The 24426-nt window shown below is 43.1% G+C and carries 22 protein-coding genes; 14 read left to right on the top strand and 8 right to left on the bottom strand.

From position 1 onward, the window contains the following. Positions 1 to 9: 9 nt before the first annotated feature. Positions 10 to 489, top strand: coding sequence for an Mpo1 family 2-hydroxy fatty acid dioxygenase (locus PBT90_RS12960; protein ID WP_264811012.1), 480 nt, complete (start codon positions 10 to 12; stop codon positions 487 to 489). Here the strand turns inward: PBT90_RS12960 and PBT90_RS12965 are convergent. Next, on the bottom strand, positions 483 to 2774 hold the full coding sequence (locus PBT90_RS12965) for a patatin-like phospholipase family protein (protein WP_270129632.1): 2292 nt from the start codon (positions 2772 to 2774) through the stop codon (positions 483 to 485). The genes PBT90_RS12960 and PBT90_RS12965 overlap by 7 nt on opposite strands. Before the next feature lie 219 nt (positions 2775 to 2993). On the opposite strand from PBT90_RS12965, the gene PBT90_RS12970 reads away from it, so the two are divergent. Continuing rightward, a complete protein-coding gene (locus PBT90_RS12970) occupies positions 2994 to 3491 on the top strand; it encodes a DUF4494 domain-containing protein (RefSeq protein WP_264811014.1) in 498 nt (165 codons plus the stop codon). A 53-nt stretch (positions 3492 to 3544) separates the two neighbouring features. On the opposite strand, the gene PBT90_RS12975 is transcribed toward PBT90_RS12970, so the two are convergent. Then, a complete protein-coding gene (locus tag PBT90_RS12975; RefSeq protein WP_270129633.1) occupies positions 3545 to 4552 on the bottom strand; it encodes a DUF6515 family protein in 1008 nt (335 codons plus the stop codon). A 17-nt stretch (positions 4553 to 4569) separates the two neighbouring features. Next, positions 4570 to 5301, bottom strand: a complete 732-nt coding sequence (locus PBT90_RS12980; protein ID WP_270129634.1) for a DUF2092 domain-containing protein — start codon at positions 5299 to 5301, stop codon at positions 4570 to 4572. A 288-nt stretch (positions 5302 to 5589) separates the two neighbouring features. Between PBT90_RS12980 and PBT90_RS12985 the strand changes: the two genes are divergently transcribed. Beyond that, entirely contained in the window at positions 5590 to 6654 is a 1065-nt protein-coding gene (locus tag PBT90_RS12985) for a PAS domain-containing sensor histidine kinase (protein ID WP_270129635.1), read from the top strand. Between the two features lie 72 nt (positions 6655 to 6726). Here the strand turns inward: PBT90_RS12985 and PBT90_RS12990 are convergent, their stop codons facing one another. Continuing rightward, positions 6727 to 7599: an SDR family oxidoreductase gene (locus PBT90_RS12990; RefSeq protein ID WP_270129636.1), complete on the bottom strand. Its 873-nt coding sequence runs from the start codon at positions 7597 to 7599 to the stop codon at positions 6727 to 6729. Positions 7600 to 7698: 99 nt separating this feature from the next. On the opposite strand from PBT90_RS12990, the gene PBT90_RS12995 reads away from it, so the two are divergent. Then, positions 7699 to 8508, top strand: a complete 810-nt coding sequence (locus PBT90_RS12995) for a hypothetical protein (protein WP_270129637.1) — start codon at positions 7699 to 7701, stop codon at positions 8506 to 8508. Positions 8509 to 8564: 56 nt separating this feature from the next. On the opposite strand, the gene ahcY is transcribed toward PBT90_RS12995, so the two are convergent. Both ahcY and PBT90_RS13005 read right to left on the bottom strand, forming a co-directional pair. Beyond that, on the bottom strand, positions 8565 to 9884 hold the full coding sequence (gene ahcY, locus PBT90_RS13000; RefSeq protein ID WP_264811020.1) for an adenosylhomocysteinase: 1320 nt from the start codon (positions 9882 to 9884) through the stop codon (positions 8565 to 8567). An 80-nt stretch (positions 9885 to 9964) separates the two neighbouring features. Then, positions 9965 to 10726 carry a biotin--[acetyl-CoA-carboxylase] ligase gene (locus PBT90_RS13005; protein WP_270129638.1) on the bottom strand — a complete coding sequence of 254 codons (762 nt, stop codon included), beginning with the start codon at positions 10724 to 10726 and terminating at the stop codon, positions 9965 to 9967. Positions 10727 to 10788: 62 nt separating this feature from the next. Between PBT90_RS13005 and rsfS the strand changes: the two genes are divergently transcribed. The 4 genes from rsfS to PBT90_RS13025 all read left to right on the top strand — a co-directional run bounded on the left by rsfS (position 10789) and on the right by PBT90_RS13025 (position 14930). Further along, positions 10789 to 11136, top strand: coding sequence for a ribosome silencing factor (rsfS, locus tag PBT90_RS13010; RefSeq protein WP_264811447.1), 348 nt, complete (start codon positions 10789 to 10791; stop codon positions 11134 to 11136). A 67-nt stretch (positions 11137 to 11203) separates the two neighbouring features. Beyond that, complete coding sequence (gene ftsH / locus PBT90_RS13015; RefSeq protein WP_264811022.1) at positions 11204 to 13267, top strand: ATP-dependent zinc metalloprotease FtsH; 2064 nt, start codon at positions 11204 to 11206, stop codon at positions 13265 to 13267. 59 nt (positions 13268 to 13326) lie between these two features. Continuing rightward, positions 13327 to 14103 carry a UDP-2,3-diacylglucosamine diphosphatase gene (locus PBT90_RS13020; protein ID WP_270129639.1) on the top strand — a complete coding sequence of 259 codons (777 nt, stop codon included), beginning with the start codon at positions 13327 to 13329 and terminating at the stop codon, positions 14101 to 14103. Then, a complete protein-coding gene (locus PBT90_RS13025) occupies positions 14100 to 14930 on the top strand; it encodes a hypothetical protein (protein WP_270129640.1) in 831 nt (276 codons plus the stop codon). Before PBT90_RS13020 ends, PBT90_RS13025 begins: the two co-directional genes overlap by 4 nt. Positions 14931 to 14981: 51 nt before the next feature. On the opposite strand, the gene PBT90_RS13030 is transcribed toward PBT90_RS13025, so the two are convergent. Further along, positions 14982 to 15407: an FKBP-type peptidyl-prolyl cis-trans isomerase gene (locus PBT90_RS13030; protein WP_264811025.1), complete on the bottom strand. Its 426-nt coding sequence runs from the start codon at positions 15405 to 15407 to the stop codon at positions 14982 to 14984. 184 nt (positions 15408 to 15591) lie between these two features. Here PBT90_RS13030 and PBT90_RS13035 point away from each other — a divergent pair, with 184 nt between their 5' ends. The 5 genes from PBT90_RS13035 (at position 15592) to PBT90_RS13055 (ending at position 21696) form a co-directional block, all read left to right on the top strand. Next, entirely contained in the window at positions 15592 to 16974 is a 1383-nt protein-coding gene (locus tag PBT90_RS13035) for a sigma-54-dependent transcriptional regulator (RefSeq protein ID WP_270129641.1), read from the top strand. Continuing rightward, a complete protein-coding gene (locus PBT90_RS13040; RefSeq protein ID WP_264811027.1) occupies positions 16964 to 18307 on the top strand; it encodes a sensor histidine kinase in 1344 nt (447 codons plus the stop codon). The genes PBT90_RS13035 and PBT90_RS13040 overlap by 11 nt, the downstream gene beginning before the upstream one ends. A gap of 86 nt (positions 18308 to 18393) precedes the next feature. Further along, positions 18394 to 19926 carry a glycosyltransferase family 39 protein gene (locus PBT90_RS13045; RefSeq protein ID WP_270129642.1) on the top strand — a complete coding sequence of 511 codons (1533 nt, stop codon included), beginning with the start codon at positions 18394 to 18396 and terminating at the stop codon, positions 19924 to 19926. 53 nt (positions 19927 to 19979) lie between these two features. Next, positions 19980 to 20534, top strand: a complete 555-nt coding sequence (locus PBT90_RS13050; protein WP_270129643.1) for a DUF6438 domain-containing protein — start codon at positions 19980 to 19982, stop codon at positions 20532 to 20534. Positions 20535 to 20691: 157 nt separating this feature from the next. After that, positions 20692 to 21696 (top strand): DHH family phosphoesterase, encoded by a 1005-nt coding sequence (locus PBT90_RS13055; RefSeq protein WP_270129644.1) that lies wholly within the window; start codon positions 20692 to 20694, stop codon positions 21694 to 21696. 274 nt (positions 21697 to 21970) lie between these two features. On the opposite strand, the gene PBT90_RS13060 is transcribed toward PBT90_RS13055, so the two are convergent. Beyond that, positions 21971 to 22774: a hypothetical protein gene (locus PBT90_RS13060; RefSeq protein ID WP_270129645.1), complete on the bottom strand. Its 804-nt coding sequence runs from the start codon at positions 22772 to 22774 to the stop codon at positions 21971 to 21973. 397 nt (positions 22775 to 23171) lie between these two features. Between PBT90_RS13060 and PBT90_RS13065 the strand changes: the two genes are divergently transcribed. Beyond that, complete coding sequence (locus PBT90_RS13065; RefSeq protein WP_270129646.1) at positions 23172 to 24308, top strand: App1 family protein; 1137 nt, start codon at positions 23172 to 23174, stop codon at positions 24306 to 24308. Positions 24309 to 24426 lie beyond the last annotated feature (118 nt).

Here is a 24426-nt window from a genome sequence, read left to right on the forward strand (position 1 = left end):
CAAAATGCTATGAGAAAAATAGATGCATTGTTCCAAGAGTACGGCATGAGCCACCAAAACTCCACTAACAAAATGATTCATTGGGTATGTGTACCGGCTATATTCTTTAGCATCGTGGGACTGATCTTCAGTATCCCGGCGGAGCCCTTGGTAGAGTTAATGCCCTTCCTTGGAAACTTTGCAAATTGGGCCACAGTCACCCTATTTTTGGTATTGATCTACTACCTCACACTTTCTATGCCCATCACTTTGGGTATGCTCTTTTTCTCAGCCATGTGCCTGGCTTTGGCGAATTTCATCCAGCTGATTTTCCCTGGGAAACTTTGGCTGATTTCGCTGGCCATATTTATCATTTCTTGGTTTTTGCAGTTTTATGGACATAAAATAGAAGGCAAAAAGCCTACTTTTTTGCGGGATCTACAATTCCTTTTGATAGGGCCTGCATGGCTCATGCATTTTATTTACCGCAGGTTAGGGCTATCCTATTGAGCGCTTTGCGTGCTAGTCGAATCTGAACTAGGCAAAGGAAACAGTTCTTCCAGCCGCTGTAGCGCAGCTTGGTTTTTCAGCGTAAACATACTTTCCAATATCGATTTCTTTTCCCTTGCTGTCAATCTCCAGTTGAGGGAAGCCCTTTGCATGGTTTCTTGACTCTCAGTGAGCTTTTCCACCTGTACTTTTTCCGGAGCATATTCAAACTCCACGCGCTCCAAATCAAAAAGCATGGACTCTGCCATATAATTGAAAAGCACCTCGTTCTGAATTGTCTGAATATTATCCCAGTTACGATAAATATTCCGCAGGGGTGTAAACACCTTCTCAAAAATCCGGGGTGGCATACTCGGAGAGATTTCAGTGGCCTTTTCAGAGTCTCGGATAGTGACCAGCACCACCCCATCCGTGTTTTCCCGGATCCAATCCTGAAACACATACATAAACCTCAATGCATCCTGAACGCCGAAATTGTCAGAAATACCGGTATCCATGGTCTCCATGACCGGGTCTGAAGGAAGCTGAATAGTGGGAGTGACAAATGGAAAAGTCGCGCTCATCCTCAGGGCTGAAAGGAAGCGCAGGTTTTCGGAATCCTGTTCATGGAAAAATCGCAGGAAATCTATGGTTTGTTTTTTCTCATCCTTACCCGATTTACCCTGCATAGAAGTCCCAAAAAAAGACATAGAGTGCGGAGATATCACCAGTTTCCTTCCATCATTGGTAATCAAAGTAGTCACAGGAAGCAAAGGAATAGCCCCTGCATATTCAGGCTTACGATAGGCGGACAGGGGTTTATCCAAGATGCCCTCTGTATTTTCATTCAATTGATTTTCAAAAGCATATCCCCTGTCTTTCAGGTAATCTCTGCCATTGTAGTGGAAATGCTGGGTTCTAATCAATAGGTCGTTCACCAGCAGCGTGAAAATAATAGGGTTGAGATTATCTGCTGAGATCTGGTCCAGATATTTGGCATCCATTGGATTCACAGCACTATCGGTGAGTGACCTGAGGTAAATTTCACGAAAAATCGCCTGCCCCAAAACACCTCCAGAGGCACCCGTAAACAACTCTGTATGCTTGATCACCTCCGCATCATTGATAGCATAGATGCTTTGCAGCACTTTAAGAGTCCACAACGATGCCCGCTGCCCCCCTCCACTCGCGGCCACCATGACCAGTTTCGGATTACTTGCTTCAGAAAACTTAGCCCGCCAATTTTCCAATATTTCAACAACATTTGCCTTGTCTGCTTCCACAATTTCAGGAGTCAGCAAAGAGTCCATTTGATCCAAACTGTATTTTGCGGCGGGAACACTATAGTCTAGCCCGAAAGCCGCATGAGGACGATTGAAAAAGCTAAAATTGCTGAAGTAATTCAACAGTACTAAAAAAGCGATCACCGCAAAGGTCGCCCATCGCCTTAACCAAAAACTCAAAGCTCCTACCAGCATGATGAGAATCGCCAGTAGCAAAGTGGAGCTCATGGCTGCCGGCAGCTGCAGGTAGGGATTCTCTTTGAAAAAACCGAGAAACAACACGAACAAGATCAGAAAAACCTGAATTAGAAATAAATTGAGATGATTCTGATCAAAAACTCTCAGCAGCTTAGTCCCCTCAAATCTTGAAATATCAGGACGTACTTTTTCTGGTTTTAAATGGATATTCAGGTAATAAAGGACTTTATATTTCTGAGTTTTCAGCTCTTTATATTGGCTGATCACATTGGCTCTGGTCAGTCTTGCTTTGCGCAGCTGCTTATCCACGGTACCTGCAAAGAGTATGAAAAAGTCCTTGTTAGTGAAAGCGAAATAAGCAAATATGATGGAGAAACTCAGGATGCTTCCCCCTAAGAAACCCAGAAAATAATACCACACCAGCCAATTATCCGGAAGGTCATTTTGTAGCTGAAAACTTACGAATCGGATGACATAGATCGTGTAAAAAGCTAAAGGAATCGCTGCGTTATTGATACAGTAATGGATAAATGGCTTGTTCACCACCGCCAAAAATGGAAAGTGCTTCCCATCCATAATATAGGTGGACATATGAAAAGCCATAGTCAGCACGGCCAAGCCCACTCCCATCAGAAAAAAACTGCCCCAAGAAACTTGATGGAGGTACTCCGGATCCAAAAAAAGAAAAGGAATGCCGAGCATCACCCCAAATAGTTCCAGAACAACTCCAGCGAGAACGACCCAAATCAAAACCAAACCTAGATTTTTCTTCAGGTGAAGTAATAGTAGTTGAACTGGGAAACTGTACCAGATTTTAGTCCACATGGGATAACTTTTGGGGTAATTTACATTTTTGGCACTTCCTGTGCCAGATATCTATCAGCAATATACAAGTCTAAATTCTTCTAAAAACAGCACCAAATCAATCCAATTGATAATCAATCTCTTACTTCAAAGATTAAAGATTCCTTCCGCTGTTTGCCATTTAATGTCCTTGTCCTTCAGCAGATATATTTTACCTTCGGCACTCAAACTTCAAGAGATATGAGAACCTGGTTTTTGTGCAAAGTCAAATACGCTAAAGAAAACGAACAAGGATTGCTGAAGAACATTTCTGAGCAATATCTGGTAGATGCAGTTTCATTCACCGAGGCGGAAGCCATTTTGTTTGATAGACTCGCCTCCCAGATTCGTGGAGATTTCCAAGTAACAAGCCTTAGCAAAAGTAATATCGTAGATGTGTTCTTTTATGAAGATGCAGATATTTGGTACAAATGTAAGATTTCATACATGGTAGCAGATGGTGAAAGTGGTAAGGAAAAAAAGGTGACCCAGTACATGATAGTAACCGCGGCTGATGCTAAGGAGGCTTATGACCGAATTCAGGAAAGTCTGAGCAACATGCTGGTCAGCTTCAGAGTACCGGATATCGTGGAGAGCCCTATCGTAGAGGTGTTCCCATATGAACGGGACGAAGTCGCCGATCAACTACCTGAGGGGAATTTCAGACCTGTCTCTGAAGTGAATCAGGAAAACGAATAAAAATCAAAGGCCGCGATTTGCGGCCTTTTTTATTCTTGATGTTCTTATTCTGATTATTCATCTACAGGCTCTACCTGCACGATTTCATATTTATCTACTCCATCTTCCTGAACAGGCATATAGTACGTGTCCCCGTATTTCACATAAGTCTGATCCCCTACTTTTACCTCTTCAGCACCTTCGGGTAAATTATCTACAACTGCACCTGCCGGAGGTGGGACTACCGTATATTCTCCATTTTCTTTTTCATAAAAAGTGCCCCCATAATAGTAGTTGTTCACTGTATTGGATACCTCCACAGTTTCTGCTTCTTTAGGAATAACGTTAACAGTAGCTCCCTGTGGCGCTTCTACTACTACATATCCATCGTCATGTTCTTCATAGAAAACCCCTTCGTCATAATGATATTTTTGGTTTTCAACTGAAACTATAATCGCAGTAGTGGCCAGAGTGGCTACAAAAAAGCCCCAAGGGTGCCACATAGGCCCCCAATAGAAAGGTCTGTAAGGATGGTAGTAATACGGCCTGAACCAAGAAAAACCGAACCCTCCCCAAACCACAGGTGGACGGGGGTAAGGTCTATAGGGAGGTCTGTAGGCTACATTTCTATTATTCCTCACATTGATATTGTTCCTATTATTGACATTGATGTTTACATCACGGCTATTATCAATGTTTACCCGGTTTCCTACATTAGTATTGTTACCAATTTTGTTCCCAGAGTTATTACCCACCTTATTGCCTTTGATGTTATTGACCCGGCTATTGTTGTTTTTAACATTAGTCGCTCGGCTAGATCCTCCATTAATAGTAGCCCGGGAACTGGAATTAGTAGGCTTACTGATCTGTCTGGAATTACTCGAGGAGCGGTTACTCGACGCCGGTCGGCTGGTAGCTCGGGAAGGAGTTCGCGATGGTGCTTTTCTGGTAGTAGTAGGCCTGGCACCACCTCTGCCTGCAGCAGCTCCCCTCATCCGTTGTGCTTCAGCTAGATCAGGTAAGCTGAGCATTGCTATTACCCCTAAAGCTATAATCCAAATTCTTGTTTTGCTAGTTTTCATACTTCTTAATTAAAAGTTTAATCCTTTGAAATCCACGTGATCTGCTCTGCACCTGGAGGCGGCAAAAATTCAAACATGGACGCTGGGTATTCCATATTTAATTCCCAATCGTTGAAATCAGTCTCAAACTGATGTGATGAACCTTCCTCTAGGTAGGTGATCAGGGTTTTGATAGGCAAGTAATAACCATCATCAGAAATCCATAGCTGGAAAGTCGCAAATTCATTGGCAGCACCTATATGAAACACGCGCTCGCCTGCTATATGTGTCACCCCTAAAAATTCTATGTAATCCATTTCAGCAGCAAAATCTGTCGAAAAGGTAGGATAAAACATATCCGCCAGGGTCAACTCTATCCCAAACTCGGTGTATAACCAATCGATGGTCTCGATTAGATTATCAGGCGCATCTGCTATGGTGTAGATATTATTTCGAAACGAATAATAGGATACTTGGGAGCCATTATAGGTATAAAGATCATCCTTCTGCTCTCCCGTAGCCCTCACCAAAAACTTATTTGGCCCCACCAATTTCACCTTGCTGGAACCAAATTCCTTGATGTAAAAGTCCTCGGCATACACCACGTCCTTAGAGACATTAGTGGTAAAGCCTATAGACTTCATCTCTCCAAACATTCCGCTCATTTTATCCAAAATCATCAATGCCGTGGAGTCCAGCTTTGATTCCTGAGCGTGTACCAATTGGCCCATTGTAATAAAAAGAAGGCCTAAACAAATTTTCTTAAGCATAAATACCAATTAATATTATAGAAAAACTCTGTTTAAATATACCAAAACATTTTTAGCTCGGCAGTCCTGTTTGGCTAGAAATTACCAAACTTTATCTGGGATAAATTCCATTTGACTCTACTTCATAGGCCATTTAACTACTAGATCATTATCCCAAGGCTGGATCTAACCCCCTATTTCCGTCCTTGATTTTTATCAACGAATTGCATTACACATATAATTACAAGCTTTTTAAATAAATTTTTATGTATTTTGACAAACAATAAGCGATCGACCTATTTATTAATAATGAACGACTGGAAGGAAATCCAAGCACTAAGCCACTTGGCAGTAGTATCTGAATACTTTCTGCAAGTCACCCTAGACAAAACCGGCAGAGTCATCACTTCTGATTCAGGAATTGGGCCTGTTCCCACATTTTTTGACAACAAAGAAAAACCAATCTTTTTCGCAGATTGCTTCCTGGCGTCCAATTGGGCCAAATACGAAACTCAGCGATTGAAAGCTTGGAGAAACTCTCACCAATCCTTCACTCTAGAGCTACAGAAGATCGTTCATCCTGAGGGAGGTATAGTCAATACCAAATGGGAGTTTTTCTTTATCTCAGAAGATTTCGGCACCTGCCTGGGAATAGGTCATCCTCTAGTGGAAAACAAACCCTATGATATAGGATTGGGTGATTTTTTTGACAGTGCAAGTGGAGACAAGGAATTGCTCGACCATATTCTAGAGGATAAACTCTTAGGGTTCTGGGAATTTGACCTGGAGAAAAAAACAGATTTTATCTCACAGGGACTCGGGCACATGTTGGGATATACGCAGGAAGAGCTGAAAACCTCCGCTAGCATCTCTTGGCAGGACCACATTATCTCTGAAGATTACAATGCACTGATCCATGACCTCACCACGCATTTTCAAACCACCGGAAATATCCCTTTCAAGCGTGAGTTTCGAATGCGTCCAAAAACCAATCAAGTCATTTGGGTATTGGGTTTTGGCAAAACTATAGAATGGTCTGACTCAGGGCTTCCCAGGAAAGTGGTGGGTTGTTTGGTAGATATTTCCGAACGGAAAAAGCAAGAAATCTGGCTGAAAGAGCATCACTACTTCCTGAAAGAACTTGCTCATGAGCAGTCGCATTCCCTAAGAGCTCGGGTAGCCAATATTTTGGGAATTCTGGAAATAATGGAAGCCGAACCGCAAAACGATGAAACTAACCGACTCATGCAACTGATTAAAAATGAGTCAAAACTCCTAGATCAAGCATTAAAGAAAAGCATCAAACAATCCGTCAAAAAGAATAAGGACTTACCTGATTTCTCACCTGATGAAGACCAGCATAGCCTCTCTTAGCATAGCTATTTCACATTTCTATATTCCTCAATTTCCATTTTGCTTTCAGATAGCCCCAAATCACTTTGGGGCTCATGCTTTTTTTCCTCTTGAGGCTTCCATCATGTCCCACATTTCCTCTGGAATCTGATCCAGGTTATTGAATTCCCCAGCTCCTTTCAGCCATTCCCCTCCATCTATGGTCATCACTTCTCCGTTGACAAATGAGGAAAAATCAGAAACCAAATAGGCCGCAAGATTTGCCAGCTCCGGATGTTTCCCCACTCTACCTACTGGGACTTTCTTTGCCGGGTCAAATTTCTTTACCAAATCCCCGGGCAATAGCCTACTCCATGCTCCCTCTGTCGGAAACGGCCCCGGGGCAATTGCATTGGAGCGAATACCATACTTGGCCCATTCCACGGCTAGTGACCTAGTCAAAGCCAATACTCCTGCTTTGGCAGCTGCAGACGGCACCACATAACCCGAACCCGTCCAGGCATAAGTAGTGACTATATTTAAAAACACCCCTGCCTGCTTCTGCGCTATCCAGTGCTTGCCTGCTGTAAGTGTCATCTGTGAGGTACCTTTCAATACGATGTCCAATACCGTATTGAAAGCATTGGTGGATAAGCGCTCAGTTGGACTTATGAAATTTCCAGCTGCATTATTCAAAACCACATCTATCTTGCCCAATGCTTCTATAGCCGCTCTCCACATGGCCTCCACTTCTTCGATTTCACGCACGTCACAGGCCAGCGGAATCACTTTTCCGCCTTTAGCGCCCATCATTTCCTCAGCTGTCTGCTTCAGTACATCAAGTTTTCTGGAAGTAATCACGAGGTTTGCGCCCAACTCCAAAAAATACTCTCCCATGGATCGACCAAGACCAGTACCTCCACCGGTAATCAATATATTTTTGCCCTTCAAAGCATTCTCCTTAAACATCCCTTCTGCTAAAATCATAAGTTTGTGGTTTATCGTTGTTTTCGAAGATAGCTATTTCGGCTTGGTAATTGAAGGAAGAAACAATCTCGGCGTTTAAAAAAACATTACTCCTCGTTAATGAAAAAGGTAATTTTTATACTAAGCCTTTGCCTCCCATTATTGATAGGATGCAAGGAAGATGAATCCAAGGAAATCCAAACCGACCTAACCATTGAAGCTCAGGAAATATATGGAGCCAGCAGTGCGTTAAGTGAGCCACTATTTTTCGTGTACTTCGGGTATGAAAATTATAAAAACCTTGACTCCATTCCATTGCCAGGCTGTCCAGAAATCCTCGTAGATGACAGTTTGAAACAAGTTAGGCTGAATTTCAAAGCTTCGGAAGATTGTACCCTGTCGGAGGTTTATGTCAGGTCAGGAGAAATTATTCTAAACTATGACAGCATCTCTAATGTCCCTGACACTAAGATCACGCTGAACTACAACTCCTATGCATACGGACCACACTCCCTTTCAGGCAGCAGGACTTTTGAACTCGATGAGGACTCCGTTTCCCATGAAAAATTTGAAAATCTACTGGTGAATTATGGATCTGATGTATCCTCAGAAATCTCTGGAGAATACAACCATACTTTAATTATTACCGATGAAGAATTAAGCCAAATTTCCTCCTTAGGACAGATAAAAGGCAGAAATCCTGCAGGCAGAAAAATAGAAATCAACCTCATTTCACCCAAGATCCAAAGTAAATCCTGCTTCAGCCAAAACCTCATGCTTCCATCTGGGGGGAAGGAAAGCTGGCTGGTACAGCGAGGGGAAAGCACCACTGCCTCCTACGCCGTCACCTATGATCCTGTCAGCACTTGTGATTCCAATGTATTCGCCGTATTACCCGATGGCAAAACATTGCTATTGAATCCCGAATGAGTCAACAAAAAAGCCCCAGAAAATTCTGAGGCTTTAAGGTAGAAAATCAATATAGCTTAATATCTGTAGTAATCTGGCTTATACGGCCCTTCCACCGTAACGCCTATGTATTCAGCTTGCTCCTGAGACAGTTCCTCTAGCTCCACTCCTAATTTAGAAAGGTGCAAGGCCGCTACTTTTTCATCCAAGTGTTTAGGTAAAACATATACGCCCGGCTTGTACTGATCTGTATTGTTCCAAAGCTCTAGCTGGGCCAAAGTCTGGTTGGTAAAGGAATTAGACATCACAAAAGATGGGTGTCCGGTAGCACAGCCCAGATTCACCAATCTGCCTTCTGCCAATACAATCACTTCATTGCCGTCAATGTTATAAAGGTCTACCTGTGGTTTGATCTCTACTTTGGTAGAGCCATAAGTTCCATTTAGCCAAGCCATATCGATTTCATTATCGAAGTGGCCTATATTACATACGATGGTCTTGTCTCTCATCGCTCTGAAATGCTCCTCAGTGATGATATTCTTGTTACCTGTAGCCGTCACTACGATATCAGCCTCTTTTACAGCATCTACCATTTTTTTCACTGCGTAGCCGTCCATAGCTGCCTGTAGTGCACAGATCGGATCGATCTCAGTGACAATCACCCTAGCACCTGCACCTCGAAGTGAAGCAGCAGATCCTTTTCCTACATCACCATATCCGCCGACTACAGCTACTTTACCAGCCATCATCACGTCAGTAGCTCTTCTGATCGCATCCACCAAAGATTCCTTACAGCCGTATTTGTTATCAAATTTAGACTTAGTCACTGAGTCGTTCACATTGATAGCCGGCATGGGAAGTGTACCGTTTTTCATTCTTTCATAGAGTCTGTGCACACCAGTGGTGGTCTCTTCAGAAAGACCCTTGATGCCAGCCACTAACTCTGGGTACTGGTCAAGAACCATATTGGTCAGATCTCCACCGTCATCCAAGATCATATTTAACGGCTTTCTATCCTCTCCAAAAAACAAAGTCTGCTCGATACACCAATCAAATTCTTCTTCATTCAGGCCTTTCCAGGCATAGACAGAGATCCCTGCGGCAGCAATCGCAGCGGCAGCATGATCCTGGGTAGAAAAAATATTACAAGATGACCAGGTCACTTCGGCACCTAAAGCCACCAAAGTCTCTATTAAAACAGCAGTCTGGATCGTCATGTGAAGACACCCTGCGATTCTTGCACCCTTCAAAGGCTGAGAAGCACCATATTCCTCACGAAGTGACATCAAGCCTGGCATTTCAGCCTCGGCCAGTTTGATCTCCTTGCGTCCCCACTCTGCCAGAGAAATGTCTTTTACCTTGTATTGTACGTACTTTTCAGATTTAGTTTCTGACATAATATTGATAGTTAACTTATTAAATTCTCAAAAAAACCTTCGCAAAGGTACCGGATAAAATTTACATTCTAAAACCCAGCTCAGTGCAGAAAGGATATCTCCTTAAAGTCAAATAAACACAAATCTCCTCGCTCATTTAACACCTCTAATCTCCCTTCATTGGAAATCCCAACAATTTTTCCCTGAAAATGTTTTCCTGATGCGCTATACTTACACCAAGTATCCAACTGGTAAAGGTGCATCAGGTATTCCGATTTGATCTCAGCCCATTTTCCTTTTTTTAACTGAATAAAACCTTGTTCGATCCGGGTAATCAATAAGCGGAATAACTCCTCCAAATTAAAAGTACTGCCTGTCATTAGGCTAAGCGAAGTGGGAATTCCACTGCCAAACACTGTTTGATTCACATTCAGGCCTATGCCCACCACAGCATATTCCCATTCCTTGCCTGAAAATGTATTCTCAATCAAAATCCCACCTAACTTCCCTACTCCAGGGACTAGTAGGTCATTTGGCCATTTGACTTTCAAAGTGGGCAAATAATCCTGCATGATGCTGCGGATGCTATTTGAAATACTCATATTCAGGTAAAACTGCTCTGAGATATCCATAAAATCCGGCTTCAAAATTATGGAAAACGTTAAATTTTGACCAGCTTGTGAAAACCAGTGATTCCCCCGCTGCCCTTTCCCATGGGTTTGGTGGGCGCAAATGACGATACCTCCTTCATGTGCCTGATTTTGTCTGACTAAATCCAGCGCAATGTCATTGGTAGAATGACACTCTGGCAGAAAATGAATATCTTTCCCTAAAAAAATCGTGTTGGCAAGAATTTTATACATAAATTTTGAATTCGTCTTAAAGGGGTGAAATTGTCCCGGACACGCAAAATTAAATGAATAATATGACAGCAGAGGAGCTGAGCAAAGTAATCGTCAAGGGAATGGAAGAAAAAAAAGCTTCCGATATAGTTTTGATGGATTTGAGAGACATAAAAAATACAGTGACTGATTTTTTTGTTATTTGCTCGGGCAATTCCGACACCCAGCTGGAAGCCATCGCAGATTCGGTGGAAGAGCAGGTTTACAAAGCCGGTGAAGGCAATCCTTGGAAAAGTGAAGGAAAAAACGGTCAACAGTGGATACTCGTTGACTATGTAAACGTCGTGGCCCACATCTTCCTGAAGGACAAACGCAGCTTCTACGGACTCGAAGACCTCTGGGGCGATGCCAAAGTCACCCGTATCACATAAAATCCACAAACTTTAAGCTACTGCTTCCGTTTTACTTTAAGTTTGTAGAATTACCCTATCAAAGAACATGAGCGACACAAAAAATAAAAATAAAAAATTCACTCCAAAGGCACCTCAGAAGCCTAACTTCCAACTGTGGCTGATCATAGCCGCAGTACTGGTGCTACTTGGACTTACCTGGATTCAAAACAGAAATGCTGTAATTGATATCACGCAGAAGAAATTTGAAGACATGTACCTGGCCGGTGATGTAGCTAAAGTCACCATGGTCAAAAACATGGAAAGGGTAGACGTCACACTGAAATCCGCAGCATTAGGCAAGGACAGTTACAAAACAGAACTAGAGGCAAATTCTACCTTCTTCAATCCATCTGGCCCGCACTACTCCTTTCAAGTAGCCTCAGTAGAAAAGTTTGCTAACGATTTCGACACCTTAAAAGAGCAACTTCCCCAGGAAGACCGCATAGAACTCTCGGTGGCAACAGAGGAAAACTGGAGCAACTACTTCGGAAGCTTTGGCTTCTTGATTCTATTATTCGTCCTCTTCTGGTTTATGATGAGAAGAATGGCTGGACCATCTGGCCCAGGCGGACAAATCTTCAATGTAGGAAAGTCCAAAGCACAGCTTTTCGATGCTGAAAACAAAGTCAAAATTACTTTTGACAATGTGGCAGGTCTAGACGAAGCCAAAGAGGAAGTTCAGGAAATCGTAGAATTCCTTAAAAACCCAGGAAAATTCACCAAGCTTGGCGGTAAAATCCCCAAAGGAGCACTACTGGTAGGCCCTCCGGGTACAGGTAAAACCTTGCTGGCTAAAGCCGTAGCTGGTGAGGCTGGAGTACCATTCTTTACCCTGTCAGGTTCTGACTTTGTAGAGATGTTCGTAGGTGTGGGTGCAGCGCGTGTTCGTGACCTGTTCAAGCAGGCCAAAGAAAAAGCCCCATGTATCATATTCATAGATGAGATTGATGCCATAGGCAGATCCAGAGGAAAAGGTCAGATGCCAGGCTCAAACGATGAGCGAGAAAACACCTTAAACTCACTCCTAGTAGAAATGGACGGTTTTGGTACCGACACCGGAGTGATCGTAGTCGCTGCTACCAACAGACCGGACGTCTTGGACACTGCCTTGCTCAGACCTGGACGTTTCGATAGACAAATCTCCATAGACAAGCCGGACATCAACGGTAGAGAAGCGATTTTCAAAGTTCACCTGAAGCCTATCAAAACTGCTGACGATGTAGATCCCAAAAAATGTGCTGCTCAAACTCCAGGGTTTGCCGGAGCTGAAATTGCCAATGTATGTAACGAAGCCGCACTGATCGCAGCCAGAAGAAACAAGACCGCTGTGGATATGCAGGATTTCCAAGATGCAGTAGATAGAGTGATCGGTGGCCTGGAAAAGAAAAATAAAATCATTTCTCCTGAAGAGAAAAAAATAGTAGCATTCCATGAAGCAGGACATGCCGTAGCCGGCTGGTTCCTGGAGCATGCGGATCCATTAGTCAAAGTAAGTATAGTACCTAGAGGAGTGGCGGCTTTGGGCTATGCCCAATACCTTCCAAAGGAACAATTCCTCTACCAGACTGAACAATTGCTCGACGAAATGTGCATGACATTAGGTGGTAGAGCAGCCGAAGAAATTATTTTCGGAAAAATTTCTACTGGAGCACTAAGTGATCTGGAAAGAGTCACTAAAATGGCTTACTCCATAGTTTCAGTATATGGTATGAACGAGAAGATTGGCAATGTATCCTTCTACGACTCAAAAGGAGACAATTACAAAATGACCAAACCTTACTCGGAAACCACCGCTGAAGTGATTGACGAGGAAGTGCGACAGTTGATTCAAAAAGCTTACGAAAGAACCAAAGAGTTATTGACTAAGCGTAAGAATGAACTGGATATTCTAGCCAAAGAATTGCTAGAAAAGGAAATCCTGTTCCAGGCCGACCTAGAGCGATTGATAGGCAAGCGACCTTTCGAAAAGGAAACTACCTACCAAGCTTTTACGAATAAAAAGGAAGATCAAAAAGAACCGGATGTGGTTTCAAAGGACAAAGACTCTGGGTCTTCTGATCCATTGAAAGATCCTATCCCGGAGCCAAATTCTGATAACCAGATATTATAGTTAAAGCCCCGATCGATTCGGGGCTTTTTGTTTTTGTATCCGCTCTTTTATATTTAGTCATGCATTCTATTCCGACGGATTTTTCGCTCCAGGGCAAAAACCTTTATTTCGCTTCTGACTTTCATCTGGGGGCTCCTAGTGAAGCAGAAAGTAAAATCCGTGAAAAACGTATTATTCGCTGGCTCGAATCAATTGAGGATCAAGCGGCAGGTGTTTTCCTGGTAGGCGACATTTTTGACTTCTGGTTTGAATACAAGCAGGTCGTACCTAAAGGTTTCATCCCTTTCATTGCTAAAATCAGCCAACTGAGAGATCGTGGCATCCCGGTGTTCTTTTTTACCGGAAACCACGACTTATGGATGAAAGACTACTTCACACATGAACTCGGGATTCCAGTTTACACCGAACCAATTACTATTGCCGTAGCGGGTAAATCAATCCTGATCGGCCACGGAGATGGACTGGGACCAGGTGATCACTCTTATAAGTTGATTAAAAAGGTGTTTACCAATCCGCTGGCCAAGTGGCTCTTCCGCTGGTTACATCCGGATATCGGCATCAAACTAGCCAAGCTTTGGTCAGGACATAGCCGAATTTCCAACATAGAAAAAGATGAAAACCGGTTCCTTGGTGATGATGAATGGCTTTGGGCCTATTGCAAGGAAATGGAAGCTAAAACCCATCATGACCTGTACATCTTTGGACATAGGCATCTCCCGCTGGAACTTGAAGTAGGCGAAAACTCCACTTATTACAATCTGGGAGAATGGGTTACACAAAACACTTTCTTGGAATTTGACGGAAAGGAAGCGCAATTAAAAACCTTTGAGCATTGAAGCCCATCGCTACCCTTTTCATTTTCCTGATTTCTTCCCTGGGGATGGCACAGGATGATAACACCCTCGGCAATCCTCTCGCTGCCATCAGTTTAGAAAATCCAGACCTGGTTGCTATAGACACCAAAGACCAAATTTTCATCAGCAACAGTTCTGGCGATATTTATTTATATGCTAAGGAAGGTGAACAACTTAACCTATTTTCCCCTTCCCGCCAGGGGAAACTCGACCAGCTAGAGGCTGCCTGGACGGTTAATATTTTTAGCTTTTCAGCAGATCTTCAACAGTATAGAATACTGGACAGATTTTTAAACCCTCTGGCAGAACAAGGATTCCTCGGTACAGAAGTCAATCTGGCAAAGGCCGCCACCCTGGGAAACAACAATGTGGTTTGGGTTTGGGATGAATCAGACCTAAGCTTGAAAAAAGTCGATTTTCTCAGAAACATAGTCACGGAATCCCAGCCTTTAAACCTGATCCTAGACTCAAGCGATCTGAGCATTTCAGAAATCAGAGAGTTTAAAAACCGACTATTTGTCAATGTACCGAAAAGCGGAGTGTACATTTTTGACAATCAAGCCAATCTAATGGGTAAGCTCAATCTGAGTGGAGTAAGCAAACTGTGCTATTATCAGGAGCATTTGCTCTGGATACAGGATAATGAATTGAAAGCGATGGATCTGGGGACTCAAAGCATCAGCACCCTCGCTAAGGTAGCTGAACCTAAGGCACAGTACATCCAAATCGGCCAGGAAATCCTTTCGATCGTTACCTCCGAAAAAGTATATGTCTATCAGATCCCGGACTGGCTCAAAGCAATCGAATAAAAAAAGGCTGATTCGTTAAAACCAGCCTTTTCTTTTTCCTTGAAATTAATATCAATTGACCTTCACCAATTCGATATCAAAAATCAAATCCTTACCTGCCAGTTGATGATTGGCATCCAAGGTAATTTTCTTCTCATCGATATCAGTGACAGTTACCGGCATAGGCTGGCCATTACCGCCCTGCAAAGTCAATTGCATTCCGACCTCAGGCTTGATGTCAGCTGGCACTTGTTCTATAGGCACATCGATCATCATATCATCTCTGCGCTCTCCATAAGCCTCAGCCGCAGGAATAGTCACCGTCTTTTTATCACCAATTGCCATACCGTCCACTGCAGTATCGAATCCTTTGATCATATTGCCATCGCCTAAGGTAAATCCTAGTGGTTCGCGATTTGCAGAAGTATCAAATACGCTTCCATCTTCTAATTTTCCAGTGTAATGCACTTGAACTGCATCCCCTTTTTTAGCTTGCATAAGTATTTCATTTTTAGTAAAGCACAAAGGTACAAAAATCTATTAGGGGATAAAACCCCAATCAAAGTGTACGATTTCAATATAAAAGCGTACATTTTTGGACACAACTTCATAAAAAACGGACATTTAAGGCCTATTTTCGCATTGGCATCATTTTCACACTAAGGAAACCAAACAATGAACCATGGAAAACCAAGACTTAGGAAAGATTTTAATCATAGACGATAACGAAGATTTACTTTTTGCTGCCAAAATGCTCCTGAAAAAGCACGCAAAGGAGGTGATGATTGAAAAAGATCCAAGAAGAATCCCTTTTTTGGTTAATAATAACAATTACGATGTGATCCTGCTGGACATGAACTTCCGGGAGGATACCACCTCCGGCAAGGAAGGATTCCACTGGCTGAAGCAAATCAAAGAAATTGACCCCAAAGCCGTGGTGATTCTCATCACCGCTTTTGGTGATGTGGAGATGGCAGTCCAAGCTCTTAAGGAAGGTGCTACAGACTTTATCTTGAAACCTTGGCAAAACGAAAAGCTGCTTGCAACGCTTTCTGCGGCCATCAAACTCAAAGAAAGTTACAACGAAGTGGACAAGCTGCAGAAGAGGCAAAAGCAAATGCAGTCCGACATGAAAAAGCCTTACACCGATATCATCGGTCAAAGTGCCTCCATGAAAAATATTTTTTCCATAATCGACAAGGTAGCCCAAACGGATGCTAATGTGTTGATTTTGGGAGAAAACGGAACCGGAAAAGAACTCATCGCCAGAGCTATCCATGAACGCTCGCTACGTAAAGATGAAATCTTCGTAGGCGTTGATATGGGAGCGATCACGGAAAGCCTATTTGAGTCCGAGCTTTTTGGACATAAAAAAGGCGCATTTACCGATGCAAAAGACGATAGAGCAGGACGTTTTGAGGTAGCCGATAAGGGATCGCTTTTCCTGGATGAAATCGGAAACCTATCCATTCCTCTGCAGTCCAAACTCCTCACGGTGCTCCAGAAAAGAGAAGTGACCAGGATAGGCACCAATAAAGCCATACCAGTGGATATTCGCCTCATCTGCGCGACCAATATGCCTTTGCACGAAAGTGTCATGGACAATACTTTCCGCCAGGATTTACTTTACAGAATCAATACGGTGGAGATTTTCCTTCCTCCTTTGAGAGAGAGACAGGACGATATTCCGATTTTGGCCAATCACTTTCTGAAAAGCTATAGCCAGAAGTACCGAAAGAACTTCACCGGCTTCACCCCTGCTGGCATAGATTTGCTACAGCACTACAGCTGGCCCGGAAACATCCGTGAACTCCAGCATGCCATAGAACGAGCCATTATCATGGCTGAAGGGAATGAGTTGGACTCTAGGGATTTCTTCTTTCTATCTGCCAAACCAGCCTCAGACAAAGCCCCTACCTCTGCCACTTTGAACCTAGACGACATGGAACGCACTACCATTCAGCGCGCCATAGACAAAAATGGAGGCAATATCTCAAAAGCTGCAAAAGAGCTGGGACTGACCAGAGCTTCCCTGTACAGAAGGCTGGAAAAATATGGATTATAAAGTAGGTTTACTCGGGAGGATAGCCTTCCTGGCTGCATCCCTTTTCCTTTTGGCGTATGCTATCATCGATAGTTGGGGAGTCTTTATGATCTCCCTTTTCTTGGTTTTGGTGGTGCTCCAGATCATTTACCTTTTGCGGTACTCGGAGGGTTCATTCAATAAGGTCCGGGTATTTCTGGATAATATTAAGCAGGACAACTATTCCGAGCTGTACCCAGTCAAGTTTGACGGCACAGAAACTGACGACCTCCATATAGAATTCAACGCCATTCTGGCAAAGCTCAAAGAAGACCAAGCAGAAAAAGAAGCGAATTACCAGTACTTCCGCTCGGTGTTCAAACACCTGAGCATTGGCCTGATCACCTTTGGGGAAAATGGGGAAATTCAGATCATCAATACCGCTGCCAAACGTATACTGGACGTAGAGGAAGTGAAGAACATCAGTGAGGTAGGCCAGATCAATAAGGAACTCCACCTCGCGATCAATAACCTTAGAACGGGGGGAAGCGAACTCATCAAAATCGCCCATCCAGACGGCATTATGCAGCTTTCTGTCTATGTGATCGAACTATTGATGAGAGGGGAAAAATTCAAATTGGTATCCCTGCAAAACATACAATCCGAGCTGGAAGAGAAGGAGATGGAGGCCTGGCAAAACCTCGTAAAAATACTGACTCACGAAATCATGAACTCCATAGCGCCAATATCTTCACTCGCAGGAACCATACAAGGTGAAATGGAAAGCAAGTTGGAAAACATGGAGAAAATCTCCAATCAGGACATGGAGGACTACCTGATGGGCATCAGCACTATAGAAAAGCGAAGCCAAGGATTGATCAGTTTTGTGTCTGACTTCAGGAGCTTGGCACATATCCCATCGCCTAAATTCACCAGCATTGCCATAGCAAAACTATTTGATCAGCTGGAAGTCCTGCTCCAAAACCAACTGGAATCCCATGATATCGAACTGGTCAAAGACCTAAATCCCGAGGAGCTGGTCCTCTTTGGTGACCAGACCCAGATAGAACAAGTCTTGATCAACCTCGCCCAAAATGCAATCCAGGCCGTGGAAGACGCCCCGGAGAAAAGGGTGACCCTGCGGGCTTTTATAGATGAAGCAGGAAAGATCATACTGGAAGTAAGTGATACTGGGAAAGGCATAGAGGAAGAAGCACTAAGCAAGATTTTCATTCCTTTCTTCACCACCAAAAAGAAAGGCTCGGGCATAGGCTTAAGTCTCTCCAAGCAAATCATGAGACGTCACAAAGGCAATATTCAGGTGCGGTCTACTCAAGGAGAAGGCACCACCTTCAAGCTGATTTTCAATGGGTAATGTTGAAAATCAAAAGTATGAATCAGGAATCAATTCTAACCTAAGCTTGGAAAACTCACTGGTCAAATTCTTTGCTTAAGCATCCCATGAATCAGCGTAACCTCTTGCTATGCGGATTTATCCTCCTGAAGTTGGTACTTCAGTACCTACTCATAGATTCCGGCTACGACTTACACCGAGATGAATATCTTCATCTGGACCAAGCCCATCACCTGGCCTGGGGCTACATTTCTGTTCCTCCGGTCACTTCTTGGTTTTCCTATCTGATTTACCTTTTGGGTAACACTGGGTTTTGGGTAAAATTCTTTCCTGCTCTTTTCGGCGCTTTAACGATTTTGCTGGTTTGGAAAAGTATTGAAAAACTAGGAGGAAATTTATACGCCTGTTCCCTGGCTGCCACCGCTTTGACCTTTTCTGCATTGGCTCGTCTGAACCTACTTTTTCAGCCCAATTCCTTCGACATTTTGGCCTGGACTTTTATCTTCTACACCCTCTTAAGACATATACAGACCGGAAAAGTTTCTTGGCTCTACTGGATGGGAGTTGGTTTCGGATTTGGTTTTTTGAACAAGTACACGGTACTCTTCCTTGCTTTCGGGGTTTTACTAGGCTTGATGCTGACACCCGAACGCAAAATCTTCAAAAACCCTCACCTCTACGCCGGACTGGGCTTGGGCTTTTTGATCGCACTTCCCAATATCATTTGGCAAGTAGTGAATGATTATCCTGTGATCTGGCATATGAAAATGCTGAGCAAATATCAACTGGTAAATGTTTCTAGAGTGGATTTCTTGGCTGAGCAAGTGCTCTTTTTTCTAGGCTCCATCTTTATTCTGATCGCTGCATTCCTTTCCTTTTTCAGCTATTCTCCTTTCAAGAAATATAGATTCCTCTTTTTTACTTTGATCAGCACCTTGGTTACTTTCGCCATTTTCCGCGCCAAAGCATATTATGCCATTAGTCTTTATCCTATTTTCTTTGCCTTTGGGTCCATTTACCTTGCCCACTTGCTAGAGCTAGGCTGGAAGCGCTACCTGAAACCATTCACCTATCTTACCCCAATTGTTTTTTTTCTGCTGATACTCCCGTTAGTTTTCCCCATCAAACCACCAAAAAAACTCAAAGAAATCTATGCAAGCAATGCAGATCTAGATCTCACACGCTGGGAAGATGGGGAAGTGCACGATATCCCACAGGATTTTGCTGACATGCTGGGCTGGAAGGAACTGGCAGAGAAAGTAGACCTGGCTTATTCGAAAAGCCCTGAAACAGACCATACGCTGATTATTTGTGATAACTATGGGCAGGCTGGCGCCATCAACTTCTATACGAAAATCAAAGGTCTGAGAGCCGTCACCATGAATGCTGATTATGTAAACTGGATTTCGCTGGATCAACCAATCAAGCATGTCATTTTGGTAAGGGAAGCTTCAGACCAAGTCAGCGAAAGGGAAATTTCTCTATTTGAAAAGTCAGCGCATATCGGATCCATCTCAGACAGCAATGCTCGGGAATTCGGAACTAACATCCATCTTCTTGTTGGCGCAAAATCGGATATCAACTCCATTTTAGCTAGTGAGATTGAGGAAAAGAAAGCAGAGTTAAAAATGGTGAAATAAAGTATCATGCAGGCTTTTACGTTCGTCTTGGCTGCGAAACTAAACTCATTTCTATGCATTCTGCTTTTATGATTAGCTTAAGCCTAATAGCATGGCTCAATTTTGGTCAACCTGAAAAAAAAGGCTTTCCCCTTGCTGAGCATGCCTTGACAATTGTTCCCCTAGCACTACAGGACAGTACTGCCGCTTTTAGCAAACTGATTTTTCATACTAGCGATTGCTTTGGATCCTGCCCAGTGATACATCTGGAGATTTTGGCAGATAGATCCATTCGATTTACTGGAAATTATAATAAAGAAAAGAACTATAGCGAGGCAGACTCTTTAGCTTATGGGAATTTTAGAGGAGTGCTCTCGGAGCAGGCTTTCAATGAACTTCTTGAACTCATCATTCAGTCCAAAATCACAGCTTTAGATTCTGAGCAGAACCCTTTGCTTTGCTGTGATGGAGCAATCAAAACCCTTGTTTTATACCAAAATGGCACAAGAACTTCCCATAATACCATGTTTGAATCAGGGGCTTTAAAACCGCTGATCGCCTATCTATACTCCCTCGGACAAAATACTGACTTAACCCGCACTGAGGAAAATTTTCACTTCGAAAAGTAAATGCATAAAATCAATAAAATTGGCTGACTATTACTAATTTCAGGTATTTATAGCCCAATTCCCCATAATTCTCTTCTCATTTTGTTCCTTTGCGCTCAGCAAATCTATCACCCCCATCTCGGCTGCAGCATAGCAGCTCATCCCCGAAAACCAGCGCATGAATACTTATTCTCACATAGTAAATGAAATTTTAGCAGCCTCCAATATTGTGATTACTGCTCATAAATCTGCCGACGGAGACTCTGTAGGCTCTTCTCTGGGACTTCTACACTTTATTGAAAAACTGGGAAAGGATGCGCTGGTCTGCCATCCTGACCAAGCACCTGATTTTTTGGATTTCCTGAATCTGAACCGCATTAAAACTATGGAACATGAGGCGGATAAAGTGGCCACAGCACTCCAAAAAGCAGATTTGATTTTCTGTCTGGACTATAATTCTACTGAGCGGGTAGGTAAATCTATGCAGGAAATGCTTGAATCAGCCACCTGCAAAAAAATCATGATTGACCACCACCTAGACCCGCAGGATTTCTGCGACATTGCCGTATCTGCCCCCTCAGTATCTTCCACGGCAGAGTTGATAGTAGAATTAATCGAGCAGTCTGGAAATGGGAGTTTGTTGGATGAAAAAACAGGAACACCACTTTATGTCGGTATATTGACCGATACGGGAAGCTTTCGATTCAATTCTGTCAAACCCAGAACGCATGAAATCCTCGCTAAATTGCTTGCCGCTGGAGTACAGCATCACCTTCTCCATGAAGCTCTTAACGATACCAATACTGCAAGTCGCCTACGTTTGCAGGGCTTTGCCATGGCAGAGAAAATGGAAATTCTGGAAGAAAACTCGGTAGCAATTATCTCTCTGACGAAAGAAGAATTAGAAAAATATGACTACCAAAAAGGCGATACCGACAGCTTGGCAAACCAAGCCCTATCCATCAAAGGCATGAAAGCTGCCATTCTACTTTCGGAGAAAGATGGAATCATCAAAATATCCTTTCGGTCAAAAGGGGCAGACAACCCGGTTAACCAACTTGCTGCTGGGCATTTTGATGGTGGCGGACATGCAAATGCTGCCGGCGGAAAAAGTGAGCTCCCTATGCCCGAAACATTAGCAAAAATCAAAAAACTGGTAAAGGAGTTTTTTCCTGCAAAATGAAATGCACACTCAACCATTCACCTACTTTTTCTAAAGGAGAAAATATGGATATCGGCGTTCTTACCAGTAGTGATGTAAATTAAAGGTTGAGCTTACTTCAATGTGCAGTCGCCCGTGCGCTGTGGTCTCCACCTGGGGCAAAAAGCCTGGACGATTAGCTGCGACGGTCCTGGCGCAGCCTTACCTACCAGGCAACACTACAGCAAATCAGCAAAAAAAACTCCGTGCGAAATCAATCACACGGAGTTTATTCTGAATTTTAAATCGAATTTGATCAGTCTGCCAAAGTCACCGTCCTGGTCACCTCATTAAATCCACCCGGAATTAAGTTTCCATCTGCATCAAGCAGTTCAAGCTTGATTGTCGCTTCTCCTTTGGGAAGCCCTTTGATGATGTATGGAGCCCATTCGGTAATCATAAATTCCTGACCGTTAACTGTAGCTCTTACCTTATTGCCTGTTTGGGATAGTTCAGTGTTCAACAAGAAGAAATCAAGCATCAGATTTTCTGTATCTGCTCCGCTGTATTCCCCTTTTGGACGGCTATAGATCAGCGTAGGCTCATCCAGATTTACGCCCTTGTCATCACCAGCTTCGCCTACCACTATTTTCTTAGCTACGTAAGAGTTGGCATTTTTCACAGACTCATGATAAGATCTACTTAGAAAAGCGACCACATAGTGTGTCCCCTCTGGCAGATCCTTGCTAAACGAAGGCTCATAATGAGCTGAATAGGGATCATTGTTCAAAATAAAGTGAATGTGCTGACCCTTGCCTGAATTAGCTAGCATGGCAGCAACTCCACTTTTTTCGGTTTGAGCTCCCAGCTCGTAATCCCCCACTTCAAAGTTGAAAGTAGCCTCACCTGCACTTGCTATGCTGGATCCGCTCGGTTCTGTCAGTTTCAAAGAAGAGCCTGCGTAAGCCGGAGACTCTGTGAATTTCTCAATAGAAATAGCAACCGGAGTAGTCATTTCCATTTCTTCCAGAACTACTTCTTCGTTTTCTGTTTTCTTAGATTGACAGCTCGCCGCCATTAAAAGTGCCACAGCGGCAGTTCCTAATATTTTTGCATTCATAATCTTCTAGTTTGGTTTATGTGATTTTTGTTAAATAATATTCGCAAACGCCATTCCATGGTAAGGATAAAACACATTGACATGTTCGCAGCTTTTACTCAGCCACTAATTTTACTTGAAATCCAAACTTGGATCACCTCCACCCCTTGAAAAAAGCCATTTTTACCACCGTATATGCCTTTGTAAATATACCTTCAGCCATTTAGGTAAAATTAAATCTCCTTTCAAAAAAAAGACAAATCTCTACCTTAGCAAAGACAGATCTACATTAGGGTCAAAAGACACCAAGTGGCGCGGGGCAAATTTACCCAGATTAGGGAATTTATTCCCTACAATCATAGATTTTATCCGCACGCTTAAATTCCAAAGTCTGTCTTAGCACTTTTCAACTCCTTACATGACTGCTAAAAAAGGAAAGCTTTTCTTAACTATCATCTATGAGATCAAACTCAAAGTCAATCAAGTGATCTTATGGATTTCGATCAAACTTGGCTTAGTCAGCTCCATCATGATCGTCCCCTATCAGGGATTTGGTAATCAAAAAGAACTCTACCTGGCAGGGCGGGTAATTCGGAACAATAGAATTAACAAATCCACTCCTAAGGATAGCATTTGGCAAAACATAGATAAAATGTTCCGCAGATTCAACACCGTGGTCATTCCCCACGTGCAGGTCAAAGCACTAATTGCAGGGCAAGAATTTTTCACCAAGACCAATGAAGAAGGGTATTTTGAATTTAAGGTAGCAATTGATACGAGCAAAATCTCAGGTTCCAGATGGCAAAACGTGGAAATAAACCTGGTGGATCAAATCATCAAAGGACAGGGATCTGTTACAGCCATAGGCAAGGTAGTAATCCCAAAGGGTACGCTGGACTTTGGCGTGATCTCAGACATAGACGACACCGTGATCCCCACAGGAGCCATGCGGCTTACGGAAATGCTCAAGACCACCTTTGCCAAAAATGCCTACTCCAGAGTGCCTTTTGCTGGAGTTTCTGCCCTGTACAAAGCGCTGGAAAAAGGAAGGGATGGATTGGAAAGCAACCCTTTCTTTTACGTATCCAGCAGCCCTTGGAATCTCTATGATTTCCTTACAGAACTACTCGAAGTACACGCTATACCTAAAGGACCGTTGATGCTTCGGGATATAGGCTTATCCAGAACAGAGCTGATCGCCGGTAGTCATGAAGCTCATAAGCTTGAGCAGATCAGGAAAATTCTGCTTTTTTATCCCCATCTTTCTTTTCTGCTTTTTGGGGATAGTGGTCAGGATGATCCCGAGATTTACCTGCAAATAGTAAAGGAATTTCCGGGTCGAATCCTAAAAGTTTTCATACGGGATATTCACGCCTCAAGACATGAATTTGTCAAGCAAAAGAGTAAGGAGATAGCACAGTACGGGGTAGAAATGCAATTGGTAGAGGACACCATAGCCGCTACTCGGATCGCTATTGAGAATGGCTGGATACTTCCTGATGGTTTGGAAAATGTAGCAGTAGAAAAAGCAATAAATGAGAAAGCAATAGAATAAGGCTAATAGCACAAAACAGCCACTTCTCTATTGGAAAGTGGCTGTTTCTATGCAATTAAAATAATATGTAAATCCGCTTTTCTGCCAGTAAGGGTGCAAAAGCTGCATAGGATATGTT

Origin of the sequence: Algoriphagus sp. TR-M9 (assembly GCF_027594545.1) — a bacterium.
Lineage (GTDB): Bacteria > Bacteroidota > Bacteroidia > Cytophagales > Cyclobacteriaceae > Algoriphagus > Algoriphagus halophytocola.